The sequence below is a fragment of the uncultured Brachybacterium sp. genome, assembly GCF_947500705.1.
In the GTDB taxonomy this organism is placed as follows: domain Bacteria; phylum Actinomycetota; class Actinomycetes; order Actinomycetales; family Dermabacteraceae; genus Brachybacterium.
Genome location: NZ_CANMSY010000005.1, coordinates 183333 through 205212, shown reverse-complemented (window position 1 = coordinate 205212; position 21880 = coordinate 183333). Strand labels below are relative to the sequence as shown.

16 protein-coding genes are annotated in these 21880 nt (G+C 70.8%); 10 read left to right on the top strand and 6 right to left on the bottom strand.

All coding sequences use genetic code 11. The features are described 5' to 3' along the window. Positions 1-4 precede the first annotated feature (4 nt). Positions 5-1177 carry a hypothetical protein gene (locus tag Q0937_RS11090; RefSeq protein WP_299303549.1) on the bottom strand — a complete coding sequence of 391 codons (1173 nt, stop codon included), beginning with the start codon at positions 1175-1177 and terminating at the stop codon, positions 5-7. A gap of 27 nt (positions 1178-1204) precedes the next feature. Next, on the bottom strand, positions 1205-3661 hold the full coding sequence (locus Q0937_RS11085) for a DNA topoisomerase (ATP-hydrolyzing) subunit A (RefSeq protein WP_299303547.1): 2457 nt from the start codon (positions 3659-3661) through the stop codon (positions 1205-1207). A 102-nt stretch (positions 3662-3763) separates the two neighbouring features. Here Q0937_RS11085 and Q0937_RS11080 point away from each other — a divergent pair, with 102 nt between their 5' ends. The 3 genes from Q0937_RS11080 to Q0937_RS11070 are packed head-to-tail and all read left to right on the top strand — an operon-like array spanning position 3764 to position 8268. Further along, positions 3764-6478 carry a GNAT family N-acetyltransferase gene (locus Q0937_RS11080; protein ID WP_299303545.1) on the top strand — a complete coding sequence of 905 codons (2715 nt, stop codon included), beginning with the start codon at positions 3764-3766 and terminating at the stop codon, positions 6476-6478. A 41-nt stretch (positions 6479-6519) separates the two neighbouring features. Continuing rightward, positions 6520-7095, top strand: coding sequence for a DUF5998 family protein (locus Q0937_RS11075; RefSeq protein ID WP_299303543.1), 576 nt, complete (start codon positions 6520-6522; stop codon positions 7093-7095). Positions 7096-7101: 6 nt separating this feature from the next. Next, positions 7102-8268, top strand: coding sequence for an alkaline phosphatase family protein (locus Q0937_RS11070; RefSeq protein ID WP_299303541.1), 1167 nt, complete (start codon positions 7102-7104; stop codon positions 8266-8268). A 20-nt stretch (positions 8269-8288) separates the two neighbouring features. Here the strand turns inward: Q0937_RS11070 and sepH are convergent, their stop codons facing one another. Beyond that, positions 8289-9602 (bottom strand): septation protein SepH, encoded by a 1314-nt coding sequence (gene sepH, locus Q0937_RS11065; protein WP_299303539.1) that lies wholly within the window; start codon positions 9600-9602, stop codon positions 8289-8291. A gap of 286 nt (positions 9603-9888) precedes the next feature. On the opposite strand from sepH, the gene Q0937_RS11060 reads away from it, so the two are divergent. Continuing rightward, positions 9889-10191: a DUF4193 domain-containing protein gene (locus Q0937_RS11060; RefSeq protein WP_299303537.1), complete on the top strand. Its 303-nt coding sequence runs from the start codon at positions 9889-9891 to the stop codon at positions 10189-10191. A gap of 86 nt (positions 10192-10277) precedes the next feature. Here Q0937_RS11060 and Q0937_RS11055 read toward each other — a convergent pair whose 3' ends face one another. After that, on the bottom strand, positions 10278-10817 hold the full coding sequence (locus Q0937_RS11055; protein ID WP_299303535.1) for a DUF3093 domain-containing protein: 540 nt from the start codon (positions 10815-10817) through the stop codon (positions 10278-10280). Positions 10818-10916: 99 nt separating this feature from the next. On the opposite strand from Q0937_RS11055, the gene dut reads away from it, so the two are divergent. The 6 genes from dut to Q0937_RS11025 all read left to right on the top strand — a co-directional run bounded on the left by dut (position 10917) and on the right by Q0937_RS11025 (position 19932). Then, positions 10917-11474, top strand: coding sequence for a dUTP diphosphatase (gene dut, locus Q0937_RS11050; protein ID WP_299303533.1), 558 nt, complete (start codon positions 10917-10919; stop codon positions 11472-11474). A 2-nt stretch (positions 11475-11476) separates the two neighbouring features. Beyond that, entirely contained in the window at positions 11477-12298 is an 822-nt protein-coding gene (locus tag Q0937_RS11045; RefSeq protein ID WP_299303531.1) for a DUF3710 domain-containing protein, read from the top strand. Beyond that, positions 12295-13074, top strand: a complete 780-nt coding sequence (locus tag Q0937_RS11040; RefSeq protein WP_299303529.1) for a DUF3159 domain-containing protein — start codon at positions 12295-12297, stop codon at positions 13072-13074. Before Q0937_RS11045 ends, Q0937_RS11040 begins: the two co-directional genes overlap by 4 nt. Before the next feature lie 186 nt (positions 13075-13260). Beyond that, the gene (locus Q0937_RS11035; RefSeq protein ID WP_299303527.1) at positions 13261-14583 is read left to right on the top strand and encodes a class I SAM-dependent RNA methyltransferase; all 1323 of its coding nucleotides are present in this window, start codon (positions 13261-13263) and stop codon (positions 14581-14583) included. Positions 14584-14863: 280 nt separating this feature from the next. Further along, positions 14864-17647 (top strand): aconitate hydratase AcnA, encoded by a 2784-nt coding sequence (gene acnA, locus Q0937_RS11030; RefSeq protein WP_299303525.1) that lies wholly within the window; start codon positions 14864-14866, stop codon positions 17645-17647. 347 nt (positions 17648-17994) lie between these two features. Further along, positions 17995-19932, top strand: coding sequence for a 1-deoxy-D-xylulose-5-phosphate synthase (locus Q0937_RS11025; RefSeq protein ID WP_299303523.1), 1938 nt, complete (start codon positions 17995-17997; stop codon positions 19930-19932). Between the two features lie 9 nt (positions 19933-19941). Here Q0937_RS11025 and map read toward each other — a convergent pair whose 3' ends face one another. Together map and Q0937_RS11015 are read right to left on the bottom strand one after the other, a co-directional pair. Next, positions 19942-20763: a type I methionyl aminopeptidase gene (map, locus tag Q0937_RS11020; protein ID WP_299303522.1), complete on the bottom strand. Its 822-nt coding sequence runs from the start codon at positions 20761-20763 to the stop codon at positions 19942-19944. Then, a complete protein-coding gene (locus tag Q0937_RS11015) occupies positions 20763-21791 on the bottom strand; it encodes a heme A synthase (RefSeq protein ID WP_299303520.1) in 1029 nt (342 codons plus the stop codon). The genes map and Q0937_RS11015 overlap by 1 nt, the downstream gene beginning before the upstream one ends. Positions 21792-21880 lie beyond the last annotated feature (89 nt).

Below are 21880 nucleotides of genomic sequence, written 5' to 3'. Positions count from 1 at the left end.
GACCTCATGGTCGCACGTCACTGGGCTGATGATCCGAGGACTCAGCTGGTTGCCGCGCCGTCGCAGCGGGCACGGGACCGACATCCGGGGCTGGGGTCGGGGTCCGCTCCTCCGTGTCCTCCGCAGCGGCCGAGACCGTGCGGATGAACAGCAGCAGCCAGCCGTACACGATCGCTGCCGCGCCCATCTCGAAAGCGGTCATGTTCAGGTAGTCCACCCCCAGGTAGAGCACGATCACGGTCACCAGCAGGGCGAAGGCCGTGGCGGTGACGGCGATCAGCGCACCGGGCAGTCGCCGCAGCAGCACCGGCACGGCGAGCAGCGTGAGTCCGAAGACGACCACGAGCGACTGGGCGACCACGTCGTGCCAGAAGACGCTCACGGTCCGGGAGATCACCGCGACCAGGGCGACCAGCACCCCGACCGCGGTGAGCAGGGAGCGCACCGTGGTGATCAGCCATCGCGACTCCCCGGCGCTGCGAGCCCAGCGGTCCAGGTCGTGCGCCAGGAATTCGGCCACGGTCACCAGCGCGACCCCGGTCAGCAGCAGGGTGAGGTTGAAGGCGAAGCTCGAGAGGTCACCACCCTCGCCGAGCTCGGAGAAGTACCGCTCCCACCAGTAGGGATCTGCCGCGTTCATGGCGCTCGCGAGCACGCCCACCGTGAGGAAGGCGGCCAGCAGGGTCGCCAGGGAGCGACCGGTGAGCGAGGCGGCCGCCGCGGAGGTGATGTAGGCCGCCCCGCCGCCCGCGAGTGCTACCCAGAAGGTGCCCGCCAGGCGGTCGAGCGCCACTCCCTGGAAGGCCTGCTGGAACACCCCGAACAGGGCACCGGTCAGGAACAGCCCGAGGATCCCGTAGACGAGGGAGAGCCCGAGGACATCGATCGCGCGTCGCCCCCAGTGACGCCCTCCGAACCAGGGCAGGGAGTCCCGGGTGAGGGTCGAGAGCGTGAGGGCGGCCGTCGCCGCTCCGCAGCCGAACACCGTCAGCCCGGCGACCTGGCCGATCGATCCCGTCCCTGCGAGCGGTGCGGTCCCGCGCAGGGCGATCAGCCCGACGACGAGACCCACCAGGACGCCGGCCACGCCGACGCCGACATGCCGGGACTCCATCCGTGCGGCGCGGGAGGGCCGTCGGGGGGACTGCGGGCTGTCGGTGGGCGTCGGCGGAGGCACGTCCCGGCTCATCGCGGCGCCCACCGCTCAGCCGATGGCCGCGATCGGCACGGCCACCGGGGTGCCGGAGCCGTCCCGGCGCCCAGTGGGCTCGGGCAGGTCGATCGGCTGCCCTGCCTCGGAGGAGGCACGGGCGGGGTGGGGCACCACCCAGGCTCCGATCAGCGCGTCCTCGCCGCGCAGGAATCGATGGCAGCGCATCCCGGCGGTCGCCCGCCCCTTCGGCGGGTACTCGGTGAGGGAGGAGACCTTCAGAGAGCCGTTCTGCAGCAGCGGCAGGGTGCCGGAGCTGCCGGCAACGGTCACCACATCGGCCGGCGCGGTCACATCGATCACTCCGAAGGACACCACCCGGTCGCCGGCGCCGAGCTTGATCCCGGCCACGCCTCCGGCGCTGCGACCCTGCGGCCGGACCCCGGAGGAGGGGAAGTGGAGCAGCTGCGCCTCGGCGGTGATGAAGACCAGATCCAGGTCCTCGTCCTCCTCGAGGTCCACGACCCCGACCACGGCATCGCCGTCCTTGAGGGAGATGATCTCGAAGCCGTCGGCCTTCGGGAACTCGAGCTGCACCCGCTTGACCACACCCTGCCGGGTGCCGAGCGCGATCGCCCCGCCTCGGGCGAGATCCTCCTCGCCGAGCCGGATCAGCCCGAGCGCCCGCTCCTCCCGTTCGAGATCGATGAGGTCCGCCAACCGTGTGCCCCCGGCGAGCGAGGGCGCCCCGGCGGTCGGTGCGAGCGAAGGCAGGTCCACCACCGACAGCCGCAGCACGCGGCCTCCGTCGGTGACCACGCCGACACTCGAGCGCGTGGTGGTGCGCACCTGGGAGACGACCACGTCATGGGAGCTGCGGGTGCCCTCGCGCAGCACCGGGCCCTGTCCCGTGACCCGTGCGACCAGGCCGGTTCCTGTGAGGAGCACATGGCAGGGCTCGTCCGCCACCTCGAGGGAGCCGGCGGCCGAGATGACCGGCTTCTCCGCCGATTCGAGCAGGACGGTGCGGCGGGAGTCCCCGTGCTCGGCGGCCACGGCGGCCAGCTCGTCGGAGACCAGCCGACGCAGGACCGCATCCGAGCCCAGGATCTCCTCGAGCTGCTCGATCTCGCGGCGCAGGTCATCGCGCTCGGCCTCGAGGTCGATCTGCGAGAACTTCGTCAGCCGGCGCAGCCGCAGCTCGAGGATGTACTCCGCCTGGATCTCGGAGAGGTCGAAGACCGTCATCAGGCGGGTCCGGGCGATCTCGGCATCATCGCTCTGGCGGACGATCTGGATCACCTCATCGATGTCCAGGATCGCCAGCAGCAGACCCTCGACCAGGTGCAGGCGGGCCTTGCGCTTGCTGAGGCGGTGCTCGGTGCGGCGGCGCACGACCTTCAGCCGGTGATCCACGAACACCTCGAGCAGCTGCTTGAGGCCCAGCGTGCGGGGCTGCCCTTCGACGAGGGTCACGTTGTTGATCCCGAAGGACTCCTCGAGCGGCGTGTACCGGTAGAGCTGCTGCAGCACGGCCTCGGGGTCGAAGCCGGACTTCACCGTGAGCACCAGGCGCAGACCGTGGTGGCGGTCGGTGAGGTCCTGGTAGTCGGTGATGCCCTGGACCCGCTTGGCCTGCACCGCGTCGCGCAGCTTCTCCGCGAGCCGCTCGGGACCCACCTGGTACGGCAGCTCGGTGACGACGATGCCCTTGCGGCGGGAGGTGACGTTCTCGATGCGGGTCGTCGCCCTCATCTTGAAGGAGCCGCGGCCCGTGCGGTAGGCATCCCGGATGCCCTCGAGCCCCACGATCCGGCCGCCGGTGGGCAGGTCCGGTCCCGGCACGAAGCGCATCAGCTCCTCGAGCTCCGCCTCCGGGTGGTCGATCAGATGCCGGGCGGCGGCGATCGTCTCCACCAGGTTGTGGGGTGCCATATTCGTGGCCATTCCCACGGCGATCCCGGAGGCGCCGTTCACCAGCAGGTTCGGATACTGGGCGGGCAGCACCTCGGGCTGGAGGAGCTGGTTGTCATAGTTCGGGATCATGTCCACGACGTCCTCGCCCAGCGAGTCCGTCATCAGCAGCGCCGCCTTCGCCAGTCGCGCCTCGGTGTAGCGCGGGGCGGCGGGGCCGTTGTCCAGGGAGCCGAAGTTCCCGTGTCCGTCCACCAGCGGCAACCGCATGTTGAAGGGCTGCGCCATCCGCACCAGCGCGTCGTAGATCGCGGTGTCGCCATGGGGATGGAGCTTGCCCATCACCTCGCCCACCACCCGCTGGCTCTTCACATGGCCCTTCTCGGGGCGCAGCCCCATGTCGGCCATCATGTAGAGGATGCGCCGCTGGACCGGCTTCAGCCCGTCGCGCGCGTCGGGCAGCGCCCGGGAGTAGATCACCGAGTACGCGTACTCGAGGAACGACGACTCCATCTCGCTGGTGACATCGATGTCGACGATGTTCTCGTCGACCGCGTCCTCACCGGCGGGCGTCTTGGTGCTGCGTGATCGGGCCATGGAGAACATCATGGCGCATGACCGGCCACGTTCCGGGGAACCGGCCACCCTGACGGGACGTGAATCCCGTCAACCTCGACGCTGCGACGATAGGATCCACCCATGGCGGAAAGACGCGACGGCCTGCGATCACTGCGACGCCGTGCCCGGCCCGAGGATGAGCACGAGCCCACCTACCCCTCCCACTGGGAGGCGGACATCGCCCTGCGCGACGGCTCCGCCGCGCACCTGCGCCCCATCCTGCCGACGGACGCCGACGCCCTCCAGGACTTCCACCAGCGGCAGTCCGAGCAGTCCCGGTACCTCCGCTTCTTCGCTGCGATGCCGACGCTGTCCCGGCGCGACCTCGATCGGTTCACGCACGTCGACCACGTGGACCGGGTGGCCCTGGTGGCGCTGGTCGGAGCGGAGATCGTCGCCGTCGGCCGCTACGACCGCACCGAGCCGCGCTCCGCCGAGGTGGCGTTCAACGTCTCGGACTCCCGCCAGGGCACGGGCCTGGCCTCGGTGCTGCTGGAGCATCTCGCGGCCGCGGCCCGGGAGCGCGGCATCAACGAGTTCACCGCCGAAGTGCTCCCGCAGAACACGAAGATGATCAAGGTCTTCACCGAGACCGGCTTCGACGTCGCCCGGGTGCTCGACGACGGCGTGGTGATGGTCTCCTTCCGGATCGACCCCACCGCCCGCTCCCTCGCGGTGATGGCGGAACGCGAGCACCGCGCCGAGTCCCGAGCCATGGAACGGCTCCTGCACCCGCAGTCCGTGCTGCTGATCGGCGTCTCCTCCCGCGCGGATTCCGCCGGCGGCCGCTTCCTCACCGCGCTGGAGGACTCGGGATACGGCGGCACCGTGCACCTCATCTCCCGTGACGTCCTCGAGGTGAGGGGTCACCGCACCTGGGCCAGGGTGGGCGACGTCCCGGGCCCCGTCGACCTCGCGGTGATCGCGCTGCGTCCCGAGGCCTGCCTCGAGGCGATCGAGGAATGCGCCGCGATCGGGGTGCGCAGCGTCCTGATCCCCACCGAGGGATTCTCCGACAGCGACGAAGGCCGCCTGCTGCAGCGCGAGCTGGTGGCCCGCGCACGACTCCACGGCATGCGCCTGCTGGGACCCGGCTCCCTCGGCTTCCTGCGCACCGGTGACGACGCCATCAGCGTCTCCCTGGCCCCCCGGATGCCGCAGCCCGGAACGGTCGCGCTCGCCGGACAGTCCACGGCGCTCTCGGCGATGCTGCTGGCAGGCACCGATGCCCGCGGCATCGGCCTGCACGAGTTCGTGGGAGTGGGGAACCGCGCCGACGTCTCCCTGAACGACACCCTCCAGCACTGGGAGGACGACGAGCGGGTCGGCGTGATCGGGCTGGCCCTGGAATCGATGGGCAACCCCCGCAAGTTCACCCGGATCGCGCGCCGGCTGACCCGCACCACCCCGCTGATCGTGCTGCGGCCCCCCGGCAGCGAGTCCCACCTGCCGCCCGGACACGACGTGCGCCCCTTCACCCTGCCGCGCCGGGCCATGGACCAGGTGCTCGACTCCGCCGGGGTGGTGCGGACCGAGGGAGTGGACCACCTGCTCGACGTGGTCGATGCGATCGGACGGCAGGGCCTTCCGCTCGGCCGGCGCGTCGGGCTGCTCTCCAACACGGCGGCTCTGGGCTCCTCACTGCGCGGTGCCGCCGGTCAGGCCGGCTTCGAGGTGGTCGCAGAGAACCACAGCGTCCCGCTCTCCCCGGATCCGCGCCTCATCCAGCGTGCCTTCACCACGATGGCGGCGCTGGGAGAGGTCGACCTTGTGATCGCCGGCATGGTCGACCCCCAGATCGCTGATGCCACCGAAGTGCTGCGGCAGATGTCGATCGTGGCCCGCCATTCCGAGGTGGTGCTCCTGGTCTGTCTCGTCACCACCGTCGATCGTCTCGCCGAGGTGCAGCGAGCAGTGCGCACCGATCTCTCGCTGCCGCCGGTGCATGCCACCCCCTTCGCCGTGGTGCGCGCCGGGGCCGGGATGCTCGCCGCCGCGCTGCGCCCCGAGGCGGATGACGCGGAGCCCGCCCAGCGCGACGGCATCGATCGTGCGGCCGCCCGAGAGCTGGTGGAGTCGCTGACACCCTCCCCGGCGGCGTCCGCGGTGGATCTCTCCACCGCGGAGACGGCCGCACTGCTGGCCGCCTATGGCATCGATCAGCTGGCCACCCGGAGGATCACCGATGCCGAGGACGCCCTCGCCCAGGCCGCGGAGATCGGCTATCCGGTCGCGCTGAAGTCCACGGACCCCGTGCTGCGCCATCGGTCGGACCTCGGCGGGGTGCGGCTCGCCATCCCCGACGCGGTCCAGCTGCGTCACGCCGTCGAGTCCATGCGCCGTGAGCTGTCCTACTCGAGCGCGCCGCTCGAGGTCCAGGCGATGGCACCCGCCGGGGTGCCGATGGTGGTGCGCAGCGTCGAGGACCCCTCCCTCGGTCCCGTGGTCTCCCTGTCGGTCGCGGGGGACGCCACCGACCTGCTCGATGACATCGCCTATGCGATCCCGCCGTTCAGCGAGAGCGCTGCGGCGCGGCTGGTGGATGCTCCGGCCACCGCGGTGAAGCTCCGGGGGATGCGCGGCCTGCCTCCGGCGGACCGGGCGGCGCTCGCCGATCTGGTGGTCCGCATCGGTCTGCTCGCGGAGGACCTCCCCGAGGTGGCCTCCCTCGAGCTGTACCCGGTGCTGGTCGCGCAGCACGGCCTCACCGTCGTCGGAGCCCGGGCACGGCTGGCACCCGCTCCCAACCGCACCGACGGGGCCCGGCGCACGCTGTCCGGTCCACCGGGGTCCTGAGCAGCGCCGCCCGTCCGGTCGGAGCGTGGAACAATGGCACGATGACCACCGCACTTCCCACCGACCTGCTCAAGGCTCTCGAGACCGCCGGGTACTTCCCCCAGGCGGCAGCCCAGAGTCTGGAGCGCTCGTTGCGAGGCCGCTCCCCGCTCGCCCATCTGGTGCGTCCCGAGACCACCTTCGACGGGCCGGAGGTGCGCCGTCATCTCACCGTCCTGGTGCTCACCCCCACTCACCTGCTCATCACCCACCTCGATGATGATCCCGCCGATGCGCTCAATCCCAGCCAGGTGGTCTCCACGACCGAGCGGATCCGTCTGCAGCGGATCACCGCGACCGGTCTCTCGCAGGTCTTCGACACCGACGGGCAGCTCAACCCCGGACAGGAGTCCGAGATCACCCTCGGCGTCACCTGGGACGGCAGCCGCCGGGTGGATCTCGAGCGGGCGGTGTGCGAGGACCCCGGCTGCCAGCTGGACCACGGATACACCGGCTCCATCGCCCCCTCGGACCTCGCCCTGCGCATCAGCGCCCTGGCTGACGGCACCGGCGCGGTCGAGGAAGCGCTGGCCTTCCATGACCAGCTGATCGACGCGATCGATGCGGCCGGGGCCTGAGCCGGCGTGAACGCCGCGACACCTGGACCCCTCGCCCGCCACGAGCCCGGCACCGCGAAGGCCTGGCCCTCAGATCTGCTGCCTCCGCCCTTCGCGGGCGGGGCCCGGCCCGGCCTGCTGGACGTCCTGCGCCCGCTGGTCGAGGGGCCGAAGCCCGGCAGGGACCTGGTGGTGCTGGTCGACGGCCTCGGCGCAAATCTGCTGCGTGACCACCGGGCCTTCACCCCGACCCTGCGCCGTCTGGAGGCGCAGACCCAGCGGATCCGCACCGTGGCACCGTCGACCACCTCGAGCGCCATGGTCTCGCTGCACACCGGAGCGGCACCGATCGAGCACGGGGTCCTCGGCTATCTCACCTACGATCCGCAGACAGGTCGCAGCCTCAACCAGATCAGCGGAGCGACCGGCACCGACCCGCACGGCTGGATGCCGCTGCCGACCCTGGTCGGCTCCGGATCACGACGGGCGGTCCAGGTGGGCCCGAGCAGACATGCCGCCTCGCATCTGAGCGACGTCGCCTACCGGGGCTGGGAGTTCCGCGGTCACGGTCGCTCTGATCGCGTCGACGTCGTCCGCGCCGCCCTGCGCCGCGCAGGCGCCGACGGGCTCGTGCATCTCCATGTCGATGACATCGACCACGCCGGACATCGCCATGGCGTCGACTCCGAGCAGTGGCGTGACGCGCTGGCCGAGGTGGATGCCCTGATCGGGACGCTGCTGCGGCGGCTGCCGCGCGGCACCAGGATCCACCTCACCGCGGACCATGGCATGGTCGACACCTCGCCCGAGCTCACCACGGACCTCGCGGACCACCCGCGGCTCCTGCGCCTCATCCATGAGGTCTCGGGGGAGGCCCGGGCACTCGCACTGCATGCGGTGCGCGGGGACGGCGCTGCCGAGGAGCTCGCGGCTGAGCTCGAGGCGCTGCTGGGGGAGCGGGCCCTGGTGCTGCGCCGCGAGGACATCCTCGCCAGCGCCCTGCTGGGCCCGGTCGGGGCGGAGGTGACCGAGCGGGTCTCCGGGCGCATACCGGACCTGCTGGTGCTGTCCCGGGGTCGCTGGAGCGTCGACGACTTCTCCCGGCGACCGGACTCCGCACGGCAGATGATCGGTGTGCACGGCTCGCTCACCGCCGCCGAATCCTGGGTGCCGCTTCTGCGCACCGAGGTCTGATCAGCGGGCCAGCTCCGGGGTCAGTCCTGCTTCGAGCCGAAGACGATCTCGTCCCAGCTCGGCATCGAGGCGCGCCTGCTCTTCGGACGCGGCTTCTTCGTGCTCTTCGCCGGACCGTCCGCCGGGTTCTGCGCAGACCTCTCCGCGTTCTCTCCCTGCCCCGCGTTCTTCGCCGGCGCCTCGTCCGCGGCGCCGGGCGTGATCGCGCCGACGGCGTCGAATCCGGGCAACGGGGTGAGATCCACGGTGTCCTGGTACTGGATCTCGGCCTCGGGCTCCTCGGCGTGCCCTGACCTCGAGGAGAGATCGCCCTCCTGGTCCTGGCCCTGGTCGGCGACGTCGGATCCCGCGGCGGTGGCGGTGTCGTCCTCGGTGCTGTCGCCGAGAGCGTCCTCGCGATCACTCTGGGTGGAGTGCTCCTCGAGCGCCTCGAGGTCGGCCTCGTCGGCGGAGGGCCCGGCGGGGACTGCGGCGTTCGTCTCAGGAAGTTCGGTCCCGGAGTCCTCGTCGAGTCCGGACCAGACGGTCGCGGAATCGTCGGGGCGGGGAACGGAGCGCATGCCGCGACGCGCGTTGAGGGCGTCGAGCTCGCCATCGTCGATCACGGAGGGGTGATCCTCGAAGGAGGAGTGGTCATCGGCGACGGCGCGGCGAGGATTCCAGGTGCGCGCACGGGAGGGCTCCGCCGGGCTGCCCTCGAGGGAACCGTCGGCCTCGAGGTCGTAGACCGCGCTCTTGACGGCCTGGAGCCGGCCGCGGCCGCGCGTCGGCTCGGCCGGCGCATCCTCGTCGCTGATCCAGCGCGCCTCGTCGTCCACCGGCGAGACGCTGCGGTTGTCGATGTCGGCGACCCAGTGCGCCTGGCGGGTCCGACCACCGGCGGAGAAGGTCAGCTCGAGCGTCCAGGTGCCGTCCTGGCGGCGCCAGGCGTCCCAGGCCGTCTCCCCGGTGGCCTCTCGGGCGGCGAGTCGCTCCGCGACGACGACCTGCAGCGCCGGACCGCCGCGGCCGACAGGGAAGGTGCGGGCGCGAGAAGCGGTCCACTCACGCTCGGCGAGCACCGGGCCTTCGTACCGGCGCACCCGCTCGAGCGGGATCTCGGAGGCATCGGCGATGTCCTCGGCGCTGCGGCCGGAACGGAGCATCGCCTGGATCTCCCGCGGGCGGACGGGCGTGGAGTCCGCCGCCTGGATCATGTTCAGAGCCGGGCGGTCGGAGCGGACCGCGGCCCTCAGGGCCCGGTCGATGCGCAGCGTGTACCGCTCGCCGTCGGAGTCGACCAGGAGCAGATGTTCCCCGTCGTCATGGATCCCGTCGAGTTCGAGCTCGCGCATCGTCGTCCTCTCCGTCGGAGCCTGGTCGCTTGCATGCAGAAGTCTAGGCCGTGACCATATCGTGTACGACGCTGCAGTGCCGGTTCCCAGGGGCTCTGGCGTCCGCGTGTTGCGGCCTCCGGCGGACGCCGTGTTGTGAGTCGCAGGTCGCTCTGCAATAATGCCGCCGCATTCAGCGTTGAGACCCGGGCCGACCCGAAGTGGCCCGAGAGGACTCGCCGGCGCGGAACTGCCCCTAGCCACCCAGGTCGGATGAACCCCGATGACAACCAGGAACGGACCGTAGATGGCCACTGATTACGACGCCCCGCGCAAGAACGACGACGAATCGAATGACGACTCCATCGAGGAGCTGAAGGGACGCCGGAACGAGACGGCGACCCCCACCGTCGATGAGGACGAGGCGGACGCCGCCGACTCCTACGAGCTCCCCGGTGCCGATCTCTCGGGGGAGGAGCTCTCCGTGCGGGTGCTTCCCCGCCAGGCGGACGAGTTCACCTGCGCGAGCTGCTTCCTGGTGAAGCACCGCAGCCAGATCGACCACGTCGAGGGCACCCTCATCATCTGCAAGGAGTGCGCCGCGGCGTGACTCGTGCTCGCCTCGCATGACGACGGCGTCGTCCCCCGAGCGGGGGACGACGCCGTCGTCATGCGAGGGGTGCGCACCCCCGGCGCTCAGCTGCTCTGGCGCGCCTTCAGCTGCTTCGCGGTCCTCAGCGCGAGGGCCAGGTCGTCGGGACGGCGGGTCGAGGCGACCCAGGCGGTGATCGGATCCTCCGGGTCGAGCACCTCGACCCGGAGCCCGGAGCGGGTCCATCCACGGATGCAGTGATGGGCCAGCGGCTCGAAGTCCTGTCCGACCGTGCGAGCCCAGTCCTCTCCGTCGAGCGGGAGGGGGTCGCCGAGCAGCTCCACATCGATCTGGGCGCGGCTGAGGCGGAACCGACCGTTCGCCACCTCGAGCACGGGGGAGTACTGGTGGACCAGGATCAGCAGGGCGAGGATGCAGACGACGGAGAAGACGATCGCGACCGTGAGGTTCAGGGGGACCAGGATCAGGCCGAGCGCGGCACCGATGGTGACGGCGACCACCCAGACCGTGGGTCCGGGGAACAGGTGCTCACGGAACAGGACGGTGGTCTCGTCGTGAGCGGCGGCGGTGCCTGCCGGGACGGGGGAGGGGTGATCAGCGGGGCGATCAGCTGCTGCGGACATGCCGTCATCGTCTCACGCAGCACCTGGATGTCCCCGGCCCATCCTGCGAGGCTCCGAGCTCACTGGGAGCAGGGCGGCGGAACGGCATACCCTGTGCCCATGTCTGTCGATCACGCTGAAACCTCGTCGCACGATGCGGACGCCGCGCCTGCCGCCGGCGATCCCCTCCTGCGTATCCGCCGCAGCGGCGCGACGGCGCTGCCCGAGCGGGCCCATGCCGACGATGCAGGGCTCGATCTCGCCAGTGCGGAGGACCTCGTGATCCCCGCCGGCGGGCGCGCGCTGGTGGACACGGGCCTTTCGCTCGCGCTGCCACCAGGCACCGTCGGCATGGTCTGCCCTCGCTCCGGGCTCGCGGCACGCCACGGGATCACCGTTCTGAACGGTCCCGGTATCGTGGATGCCGGCTATCGAGGTCCCGTCAAGGTGTCGCTGCACAACACCGATCCGACGGAGCCGTTCGCCCTCCACGTCGGAGACCGCATCGCGCAGCTCGTGGTGGTGCCGTTCATCGCCCCGGTGCTGCAGGAGGTCGCAGACCTGGAGGAGACCGATCGGGCGCAGGGAGGCTTCGGCTCGAGCGGCGGATTCGGTGCGGCCACGATGAGCGCAGCGGCCACGACGGCCACGACAGCCGACGAGACCACGGAGGGATGACCATGGGACTGTTCTCTCGCAAGAAGCAGCAGAAGGTCGAGGAGATCGACGGCCTCGATGCCTTTGACTCGCTGAAATCCGATTCGCCGGATGCGGAGATCTCGCAGGAGGCGACCGACCCGCCGGACCGCGAGGACGTCAGCCACGACGGAGCGACCGAGCGAGCAGACGATCGCGATCGCGAGGTGGATGCCGATTCCGCCCCGCTGCGTGGTGAGCACCTCGAGAACGGCCCCTATGACGAGTCCGAGGCGCCCGCGGAGGACCGGATCGACCTCGGAGCGCTTCGCGTCCCGGCCATCGACGGCATGGAGCTGCGGATGGAGGTCGACCAGCGCAGCGGCTCGGTCACCGGGGCGAACCTGGTGATCGCCGGCTCCTCTCTCCAGGTCCAGGCCTTCGCCGCCCCCAAGACCCGCGGCCTGTGGGAGGACGTGCGCACCTCCCTGCGTGACTCCGTGGTCAAGCAGGGCGGTACCGCCGAGACCCGGCCCGGGGTCTTCGGCACCGAGCTGATCACCCGGCTGCCCGTGAAGCGGACCGACGGGCGCACGGGATACCGCCCGGCGCGGTTCATCGGCATCGACGGGCCGCGCTGGTTCGTCCGGGCGATCCTCACCGGCAAGGCGCTGGGCGACAAGGAGCAGTCGCGCCGCTTCGAGACCCTCATCTCCCGACTGGTGGTGGTGCGCGGTTCCGAGGCGATGGCGCCCCAGGAGCTGATCCCGCTGCATCTGCCCGGTGAGCGTCCGGGACTGAACCAGGTCGGTGCCGGTCCGCTGGACCCGCTGGCACGCGGTCCAGAGATCACGGAGGTCGGGTGAGCCCCGCGGTGCCCGCCGCCGGCTCTCAGGGCGAGCACCTGCCTGATGTCCCGCCCGACTGCGCCCCCGTGAGCGAGGATGCCTCACCGGAGCAGGGACCAGGCGCCGTGCCCGAGGACCGGTCGTCGACGTCCCGCAGCGGGCTGGGTGCCGTGCTGCAGGACGAGGAGTTCTCCGTCTCCGACGCCATCGGGGGTCCCCGCGGCATCGCCGAGTCGGTGCTGCCCACGCTGCTGTTCGTGGTGCTCTTCGTCGTCACCCGCTCGGTCATGGTCGCGGCCGTGACCGCGGTCGTGGTCGTCCTGGTGCTGCTGATCGCACGGATCGTGCAGCGCCAGAGCCCGGCCACGGTGCTCGGCGGCCTGCTCGGGGTCGCGCTCGGCGCGGTGCTCGCGATCCGCTCCGGGGAGGGCTCCGACTTCTACTGGCCCGGCATCGTCACCAACGCCGTCTCGCTGCTGGTCCTGCTGACCACCCTGGTGCTGCGGCGGCCGCTGGTCGGGATCTTCGTCGGGCTGCTCGATCCCGGGGTGAAGGACTGGGCCGAGGACCCTGACGCACGCCGGGTCTACACCCGGGCCACGCTGCTCTTCGTCGGGCTCTACGCCGCGAAGCTGGCCGTGCAGCTCCCGCTGCTGCTGACGGGGCAGGTCGCTGCGCTCGGCGCCGCCAAGATCGCGATGGGCCTGCCCGCGTTCGCGGTGATCGCCTACCTGGTGTGGCTCATGCATCGCGGACTGCTGGCCCGCCGCGAGCGACGTCGAGCATCTGTGTGAGTCGAGCATCTGTGTGAGGGGATTCCGCCGTGTCGCCGCCGCCCCGGGCGCCAGGACCGTCCAGTGGATGAGACAATGGACGGAGGGTTCCACGCGCCCGATGGCAGATCTGCGCGGAACCTCTCCCCAGATCGAGCAGCCACGGTCCGCGTCGTTCCCCCGCGCGGACGGGAAGAGAGTGGTCCGATGACCTCCGATGCCGACACCGCGCCGAGCAGCTCCGCCCTCGGCGGGCGCCTTCTGACCCTCACCGTCGGCCCACCCGCAGCCGGCGGCACCTTCGTCGCGCGGCATGAGGGACGGGTCGTGTTCGTCCGCGGCACCACTCCGGGCGAGACCGTGACGGCCCGACTGCTCGAGGACCCCGACGAGGCCGCGAACGCACGCTTCTGGCGCGCCGAGGCGCTCGACGTCCTCGAGGCGGGTCCGGACCGGGTCCCCTCGGTCTGGGAGGAAGCCGGGATCGACGGAGTGGGAGGCGCGGAGTGGGCGCATATCGCGCTGCCGGCCCAGCGCCGGATCGCCAGCGAGGTGATGCAGGAGCTGCTCCACCGCGCAGGGGTGTCGAGCTTCCCGATCGACCAGGTGCAGGTCGAGCCGGCACCGCACGACGCCGAGGGCATGGCATGGCGCACGCGCGTACGCTACGCGGTCGACGCCGATGGGCGAGTCGGTATGCGCGGCTGGCGTTCGCATGAGGTCCGTCCGGTGGGCGAGGACCCGCTCTCGGCCCAGGCCATCCGTGACCTGCGGCTGGGGGAGTGGACGGCGCCCGAGGGGACCGAGGCGATCGATGCGGTCGCTCCTTCGGCGGGCCCTGCCTCGGTGGTGCTGATCGGCCGCGAGCTGGACCCCGCCATGGTCGTCATCCCGGAGTCCTGGAATGATGCTGACGTCTCCGTCCGCACCGGGCGCGGCCTGGTCCCGCTGCGCGGGGACGGCATGGTCCACGAACGGCTCGGGGAGCGCATGTTCGCGGTCAGCGCCACAGGCTTCTGGCAGTCGCACCGACGCGCCGCAGAGCTCCTGAGCGACGTGGTCGAGTCGACGCTGCGCGCCCCGCGCGGCGGCAGCGCCTGGGATCTGTACGGCGGCGTGGGCGTCTTCGCCGCGGTCGCCGCCCAGCAGGTGGGGGCCGACGGCTCCGTCGTCTCCGTCGAGGGGAACCGTCGCGCCTCGCAGCTCGCGGCCGAGAACCTCGAGGACCTGCCCCAGGTCTCGACCGCGACCGCGGATGTGACGGACTGGGTGCGAGCCCGCCGCGGGGGCGTGGACACGGTGGTGCTGGATCCGCCGCGCAGCGGCGCCGGTACCGAGCTGATGGACCTGCTGGCCACCGCCGTGCGGCAGCGGATCGTGTACGTCTCCTGCGAACCCTCCACGCTCGCCAGGGATCTCGCGGCGATCGAGAAGAAGGGGTGGCAGATCGCGGACCTGCGCGCCTTCGATCTGTTCCCGCACACCCACCACCTCGAGTCGGTCGTGGTGCTGGAGCGCGTCTCGTCCTGAGCAGCCTGACGAGGCGCGGGGCGCAGACCGACAGGACCCGGGAGCGGCTGCATGCGGGCGAGCTTCGACACACCCGCAGACCAGCTGACGAGGTGTCAGGTCGCGTGCACCCGCCGTGGTACTATTTATCTTGACTTCAAGATATATGCCGTATCGAACCGGCGTCCCCTCGGTCGACCTGCATGAGCAGTGGTTCATCGCGAGGTGAGCGTTCTTCCGCCTGGCGCGGAATGCGCGCCTACGATGGAGGGGTCATTCCCACACCAAAGGAGTTCGCCTGATGAGCACTGTCGACTCATTCGCCGCGAAACAGGATCTCACCGTCGGCGGTACCGACTACGAGATCTTCGCGCTCGACGCCGTGGAGGGCGCCGACAAGCTTCCCTACAGCCTCAAGATCCTGCTCGAGAACCTGCTGCGCACCGAAGACGGTGCGAACATCACCGCCGACCACGTGCGCGCCCTGGCAGGCTGGGAGCCCTCTGCCGATCCGTCGGTCGAGATCCAGTTCACCCCGGCCCGCGTGATCATGCAGGACTTCACCGGCGTGCCCTGCGTCGTCGACCTCGCCACCATGCGCGAGGCCATGCAGGAGCTCGGCGGCGATCCCGAGAAGATCAACCCGCTCGCCCCGGCCGAGATGGTCATCGACCACTCGGTGATGATCGACGTGGCCGGCCGCCTGGACGCGCTCGAGAAGAACATGGAGCTCGAGTACGAGCGCAACCGTGAGCGGTACCAGTTCCTGCGCTGGGGCCAGACCGCCTTCGACGACTTCAAGGTCGTCCCCCCGGGCACCGGCATCGTCCACCAGGTGAACATCGAGTACCTGGCTCGCACCGTGATGACCCGCGAGGTGGATGGGGCCCTGCGTGCCTATCCGGACTCCTGCGTCGGCACCGACTCCCACACCACCATGGTCAACGGCCTGGGCGTGCTGGGCTGGGGCGTCGGCGGCATCGAGGCCGAGGCCGCGATGCTCGGCCAGCCCGTCTCCATGCTGATCCCGCGTGTGGTCGGCTTCAAGCTGACCGGTGAGATCCCGCCGGCGGCGACCGCCACGGACGTGGTGCTCACGATCACCGAGATGCTCCGTCAGCACGGCGTGGTGGGCAAGTTCGTCGAGTTCTACGGCGAGGGCGTCACCCAGGTGCCGCTCGCGAACCGCGCGACCATCGGCAATATGAGCCCCGAGTTCGGCTCCACCTGTGCGATCTTCCCGATCGACGAGGTGACCGTCGATTACATGCGTCTCACCGGGCGCACCGAGGAGCAGCTCGCGCTGGTCGAGGCCTACGCCAAGCGCCAGGGCCTGTGGCACGACGCCTCGCAGGAGGTCGCGTACTCCGAGTACCTCGAGCTGGATCTGTCCACCGTGGTGCCCTCGATCGCCGGCCCGAAGCGTCCGCAGGACCGCATCGTGCTGACCCAGGCCAAGGAATCCTTCCGTGAGGTCCTCCCGTCCTACGCGGGCGAGGGCCACCAGGTCGAGGAGGGCGACGACGCCGGCACCTTCCCCGCCTCGGATCCCGCCAGCCAGGGTTCGGACAACGACTCCGGCGGCTCCGCCCCCGAGCACCAGCACGTCACCGGCCGGGCCTCGAACCCGGTGCAGGTCAGCGGTCGGGACTTCTCGATCGATCACGGCATCGTCTCGATCGCCTCGATCACCTCGTGCACCAACACCTCGAACCCCTCGGTGATGATGGCTGCGGGTCTGCTCGCGCAGAATGCGGTCGATCGCGGCCTGGTCGCCAAGCCCTGGGTGAAGACCTCGATGGCCCCCGGCTCCCAGGTCGTCACGAACTACTACACCAAGGCCGGGCTCTGGCCCGCCCTGGAGTCGCTCGGCTTCCACCTGGTCGGCTACGGCTGCACCACCTGCATCGGCAACTCCGGTCCGCTGGACTCGGAGATCTCCGACGCGATCGCGGAGAAGGACCTCGCCGTCACCGCGGTGCTCTCGGGCAACCGCAACTTCGAGGGCCGCATCAACCCCGACGTGAAGATGAATTATCTGGCCTCGCCGCCGCTGGTCATCGCCTACGCGCTCGCGGGCACGATGGACTTCGACTTCGAGAACGACCCGCTGGGACAGGACAAGGACGGCGCAGACGTCTTCCTGCGCGATATCTGGCCGAATCCCACCGAGGTGGAGAAGGTCATCGCGGAGTCCATCTCCCAGGAGATGTTCACCGAGGACTACAAGGACGTCTTCACCGGCGATGAGCGCTGGCGGAACCTCGACACCCCCGAGGGCGCGACCTTCGAGTGGGATGCCGAGTCCACCTACGTGCGCAAGCCCCCGTACTTCGAGGGCATGACGGCGACACCGGAGCCGGTCTCCGACGTCTCCGGTGCACGCGTGCTGGTCAAGGTCGGCGACTCGACCACCACCGACCACATCTCGCCCGCCGGTGCGATCAAGCTCGATTCTCCGGCAGGGCACTACCTGCAGGAGAACGGGGTCGCCCGCAAGGACTTCAACTCCTACGGCTCGCGTCGCGGCAACCACGAGGTGATGATCCGCGGCACCTTCGCGAACATCCGCATCAAGAACCAGCTCCTGGACGGCGTCGAGGGCGGCTACACCAAGAACCTGCTGACCGGTGAGCAGGAGTTCATCTACGACGCGGCGCAGGCCTATGCCGCCGAGGACATCCCGCTGGTGGTCCTCGCCGGCAAGGAGTACGGCACCGGTTCCTCCCGCGACTGGGCGGCCAAGGGCACCAAGCTCCTCGGCGTCGAGGTCGTCATCGCCGAGAGCTTCGAGCGGATCCATCGCTCGAACCTCATCGGGATGGGCGTGCTGCCCCTGCAGTACCCCGCAGGGGAGAACGCCGAGTCCCTCGGGCTCGACGGCACGGAGACCTTCTCGTTCACCGGCGTGACCGCCCTGAACGAGGGTTCCATCCCGAAGACGGTCAAGGTCCTCGCGGCGAAGGACGACGGCTCCTCGGTGGAGTTCGACGCGCCGGTGCGCATCGACACCCCCGGCGAGGCGGAGTACTTCCGCAACGGCGGCATCCTGCAGTACGTGCTCCGCTCGCTGGTCGCCGCCTGAACCGACTGACGTGCTGCGAACAGCGAGCGGCAGGAAGTCGGTCAGACGGTCGAGCCTGATCTGAGCGCGACGACGCCCCGGCCCTGAAGGGTCGGGGCGTCGTCGCGTCACGGCGGGCTTCCGGCGAGTCGGGGCGGCATGGATCGGTGCGGCATGGATCGAGGCGGATTGGAAGAGCACCCGAGTGCACCATTGCTCGGCGGCTCTGCACCGTGATGCACACCGGCGCCACGGCCCGTGAATCACCGGTGAAGATGTGCACAGATGTGATCACGTTTCGCGTCGCTACAGGTCAGGAGGACCTAGGCTGGTCGAGTTCCGGCCCCGTCCCTGAGGGAGGACCACGCGTGTCCACCATTGAGCACCGCTCCACCACCCCGCGCCACGGGCGAGCTGCCGCGACGCCCACCGCGCCGTCTGCATCATCGGCACCGGTTCACCCCTCGGCACCGGCTGCGGATGCCGCGACGCCCCCGCCCGAGGTGCCGATCCCGAGCGATCCCGAGGCGCTGCGGATGCTGGATGCCGCACAGCTGCCCGGACTCGCGCGCACGCTGCGCCGGCGCCTGGTGGAGATCTGCTCGCACAGCGGAGGCCACCTCGGTCCGAACCTCGGCGTCGTCGAGCTGACGATCGCCCTGCACCGAGAGTTCCGCTCCCCGGCCGAGCCGATCGTGTTCGACACCGGTCATCAGGCCTACGTGCACAAGATGCTCACCGGGCGCGCCGATCTTCCCGGGCTGCGCACCGCCGGCGGCATCGCGGGCTACCCGGACCGGGGAGAATCCGTCCACGACCTGGTCGAGAACTCCCACGCCTCGGGCTCGATCGCCTGGGCCCACGGACTGGACCGCGCCCACCGGCTCGCCGGAGCCGACGCGACCGCCGTCGCGGTGATCGGCGACGGCGCCCTCACCGGTGGGGTGGGCCTTGAGGCTCTCAACCTGCTCGCCTCCGATCACGGCTCCCGCACCATCGTGGTGCTCAACGACAACACCCGGTCCTATGCCCCCACCGTGGGCGGGATCGCCGAGCATCTCTCCGAGCTCCGCGCCGGTCGGATCGCCGCCGGCGAGGACCTCTTCACCACACTCGGGCTGAGCTATCTCGGACCGGTCGACGGTCATGATCTCCAGGCCCTCGCCGACGCCCTGGCCGCGGCGCGCCGCGCCGCGGAGGACCCTACCGGCTCGGGCGTGCTCGTCCACGTGCTGACCCGCAAGGGCGCCGGCTTCGCACGTGCCGAATCCGACACCGTCGACCACTGGCACGCCACCGGTCCCTTCACCGCCGAGGAGCCGACTCCCGTCCACGAGCAGCCGACGCCGGGAGCCCCGGCCGAGACCTGGACCTCGCGCTTCGGTGCCGCGATGCTCGCCGCCGCTCGCGCCGATGAGCGCGTGGTCGCGATCAGCGCCGCGATGATCGACCCTGTGGGCCTCACCCCCATGCAGCAGGAGATGCCGGAACGCGTGCTCGACGTCGGCATCGCCGAGCAGCTCGCGCTCGACACCGCCGCCGCCCTCTCCGCGGGTGGCCGCACGCCGGTGGTCTCCCTCTATGCGACCTTCCTGAACCGGGCGATCGACCAGCTGCTGCTCGATGTCGCCCTGCACTCCGAGGACGTCACCATCACCCTGGACCGGGCCGGTGTCACCGGTGATGACGGCCCCAGCCATCACGGCATCTGGGACCTTGCGCTCGCGACGACGGTGCCCGGGCTCTCGCTGTGGGCACCTCGGGATGCCGCCCGTCTCGACGCCGCGGTCCCTGCCGCTCTGGCCACTCCCGGACCGTCACTGGTGCGCTTCCCCAAGGGTGCCTGCCCGCCGGAGCTGCCCGCCCTCGCCCAGCTGCCCTCGGGCGAGGTGCTCGTCGGTGACGCGGATGCTCCCATCGACATCCTGCTGGTCTCGATCGGTGCCCTGGCGGGCCGCGCACTCGAGGCCGCCGAAGAGCTCGAGGTGACCCATCCCGAGCTGAACCTCGTCCTCCTCGACCCGCTGCAGGCCCTGCCGCTGGGGGAGGAGCTGCTGGAGCTGGCGGCGAGCGCCCGCGCGGTCGTCACGCTCGAGGACGGCCTGGCCGAGCGCGGGATCGGCGCGGCACTCGGCACCCGGCTCGGCCGGCGCGCCACGCTGGCAGCCCCCGGCCCGGCCCTGCGCTGCCTCGGGGTCGACCTGGAGTTCATCCCGCACGGCAAGCGCGATGCGATCCTCGCGGCGCAGGGACTGGACGCCGCAGGCATCGCCGGCAGCATCCGCTCCCTCCTGCAGGGGAGCTGACGCGTCAGCTCAGCCCAGCGAGCTCCGCGGGGAGGGGTCGTCCGCCCGGGCGGTGAGGATGATCGGCGCGCCATCGGTGACCTGCAGGGTGTGCTCTGCGTGGGCGCCGCGGGAGCCGTCGGCCGAGAGCTGCGTCCAGCCGTCCCGCTCGTCGACCTTCAGCTCCGAGGTGGTGGGCACCAGGAACGGCTCCACAGTGATCAGCTGCCCCGCCACCAGCGTGGGGCCGCCGCCGGGCGTGCCGTGATTGGGCACGAAGGGCGCCTCATGCATGGTGCGTCCCACGCCGTGGCCGCCGAAGCGCTCGTTGATGGTGTATCCGAGCGCGTGGGCCTCGTTCATCACAGCATGGCCGATGTCGCCCACGCTGTTCCCGGCCCGCACCTGGTCGATGCCGGCCCACATCACCCGCTCGGTGTCGCGGATCAGCTGGAGATCCTCCTCGCGCGGCGTGCCCACGATGACCGAGAGGCAGGAATCCGCGACCCACCCCTCGACCTCGACGGCGAAGTCCAGGGAGAGCAGATCGCCATCCTCCAGGATGCGGTCATGGGGACGGCCATGCAGCACCCCGTCATTGACTGAGGTGCAGATCGCATGCCCGAAGGGGGAGGCCCCGAAGACCGGGTGGTACTCGATGTAGCAGCTGGTCGCGCCAGCCTCCCGGATCATCCGGTGAGCCTCGGCGTCCACCTCCAGCAGGTTCCAGCCGACGTCCACGACCTCGCGCAGGTGCGAGAGCACCGAGGCGACGAATTCGCCGGCCGGCCGGGCCTGAGCCAGGGTCGGCAGCTCCTGCGTGGAGCTGCGGCGGCGCTTGCCGAGGATCATCACGCCTCCGTGCTGTGGGGTGAGTCGCCGGCCGCGACCGCAGCGGGCTGCGGCTCCTGCCAGCTGACCAGGCGCGCTCCCACCCAGGCGATCCCCGCGCCGAACAGTGCCGCGCCGATCAGGTGCAGGAACACGATCAGCTCCGGCAGTCCGAGGAAGTACTGGATGTAGCCGATCATGCCCTGGACCAGGGTCAGGGCCACCAGCCACCAGGCGGCGACGATCGCCTCCCTCCGTGCGCCGGCTCGATGGAGCACGATCAGCAGCGCCGCGAGCAGAACGCAGAACGCGTAGACCGACAGGGCATGGATCCGCGAGGCCAGCATCGGGTTCAGAGCGATCCGGGTGACCTCTCCGGCATCCCCGGAATGCGGGCCGGTGCCGGTGACGATCGTGCCCAGGACCAGCACCACGAAGCCCACGACCGCGAGCGGCACGAAGACCTGGAGGGCGCGCACCGGGACCGCCCGCCGCATCGCGCCGTCGCCGTCGTAGAGGCGCACCAGCAGCACCATCGAGACCGCGGTCAGCACCGGGGAGATCAGGAAGTGGGGGCTGACGACGCCCGGGTGCAGATCCGCGAACACCACGACCATGCCGACGAGCGCCTGGACGGCCGTGCCGATCAGGGGCACCAGGGCCAGGCGGCGGAAGCCGGCACCCTTGTGCGCGAGCCAGCGCCAGCTCACCAGCAGCAGCGCCACCGCGAACACTGTCAGCACCCCGGTCAGCGTGCGATTGCCGAACTCGACGAACGGGTGGATGCCCGCCTCCATCGTCAGCACCGGCGTGAACTGTCCCGGCTCGCAGTTCGGCCAGGTCGAGCAGCCCAGCCCGCTGCCGGTCAGCCGCACCGCGGCGCCCGAGAGGATGATCCCCATCTGGGAGAGCAGGTTCCCCCAGAACACCACCGTGGCCACCCGGGCTCGGCGCCGCGGGCCCCAGGAGGGCAGGAGGGGATCGGGCAGGGTGGTCAGGCGCCGGTGGCGCTCGGGGGCGCGCGGCGCGGCAGCGACGGGACTGGACATGCCTCAGAGTCTAGATTCTGCCGCGGTGAGAACGCTGGGCGATGCGGGCGGATGCGACCGACGACGCATTCCGGGAGGCTCACCGTCTG